The sequence below is a fragment of the Hydrogenivirga sp. 128-5-R1-1 genome (genome assembly GCF_000171895.1).
The window spans coordinates 1-1,193 of the sequence record NZ_ABHJ01000454.1 but is presented as its reverse complement, the minus strand read 5'-3'; the positions used below and the strand labels follow the sequence as shown (position 1 = coordinate 1,193).

The 1,193-nt window shown below is 26.5% G+C and carries 2 protein-coding genes and 1 pseudogene; all 3 read right to left on the bottom strand.

Annotation, left to right across the window (positions count from 1 at the left end; genetic code table 11):
* Positions 1-363: pseudogene (locus HG1285_RS00725) on the bottom strand (hypothetical protein); the annotation flags it as partial.
* Positions 363-734: a hypothetical protein gene (locus tag HG1285_RS00730; RefSeq protein ID WP_008289579.1), complete on the bottom strand. Its 372-nt coding sequence runs from the start codon at positions 732-734 to the stop codon at positions 363-365. The pseudogene HG1285_RS00725 and the gene HG1285_RS00730, both read right to left, overlap by 1 nt.
* Positions 727-1,193, bottom strand: a 467-nt coding sequence (locus tag HG1285_RS20090; protein ID WP_008289578.1) for a hypothetical protein, incomplete at its 5' end; no start/stop codon positions are given. The genes HG1285_RS20090 and HG1285_RS00730, both read right to left, overlap by 8 nt.

Below are 1,193 nucleotides of genomic sequence, written 5' to 3'. Positions count from 1 at the left end.
CGGACATTTGAGCACTATTTTTTTAAGCTCTTTTTCAACAGGTTCAAAATCTTTAAATTTGAACTGATACTTTTCAATTTCATTTATTGATAAATCTTCTGAAAATGGTTCTTCTTTTGTCTCTTCTGCTACCTGTTTTTCCTTAATTTGAGAAAGAACAGAAAGAATATATTTTGCAAATGCTCTTTTTTTTCCTGCTGAAAGCCCATCAAAAGTTTTTATATCTTCTTTTATAGATTTCGGTAAATCAATTTTTGACACAAGTTCTTCAAGAGCTTCTGATACTTTCACCCTTTCCAGCATTTCATCGTCATATTTCAACACTTTCCCAAGTATATTTTTAACTTTTTCTATATTGTTCATTATTCCATATTACTTTTTGTTTTAAGGAAAAATATAAGCTCCAGAGCTGAAAATACAATAAGATATCCCCAGACAAAACTTTCCATATAAAGCATATTTTTAAATGATGCAAAAATTAGAACAAAAATCAGCACAACACTGTATATTGAAAATGAAAATGAGGCTGAAGGGTTTTCTTCTATTACACCCGGACTGTACTGTCCTTCTTTTATCATTTTTATTATATAAATTGAAGCTATTGAACCTAAAAATAAAGAGAAGAAAAATATCCATTTATTCTGTAAATCTGGATAAATACCCATAATTAAAGAAAGCCAGAGAGGAATATCTTGAACTATTTCAGCAAAAAATATTTTATCAAATTTAGTCATCACTTGGCAGTTTATACTCAAATTTTATATCTGCAAGTTTATAAAATTTTTCATCATACGGATAAAAAGATATTAAATCTATAAAGATTTTCTTAGCCTCATTGAAAATTTCTTCAACAGTTGTTTCTATCAAAATATTTTCTGGTATTTCTTTTACTATTTCTGCCAGTTTTCTTCCTTCATAAAGTTTTTTAACTATAAAGGTATTAACATTATTTTCCTTAGAAACTTCGTTTAAATTATTTTTTAAGTAAAAAATCAAAAACTCCAAAGCAGATTTTCTATAATCATTAAGTATATCTTCTTTATTTTTATTAAAAATTTTTTCTATATTCTGGGCAGTTCCTAATCTTTCCTGTTTTCCAGCAAAAAACTTTGAAAGCTGATACTGAATTAAAGTTTCAAAGTAGTAATTTTTACTTTCATCAAAATTTTCTAAAAATCCATCGTAATCAAATG

Bases quoted from the DNA above. Each gene is read 5' to 3' on its own strand.
- HG1285_RS00730 (WP_008289579.1), bottom strand. From the start codon at position 734: ATGACTAAATTTGATAAAATATTTTTTGCTGAAATAGTTCAAGATATT.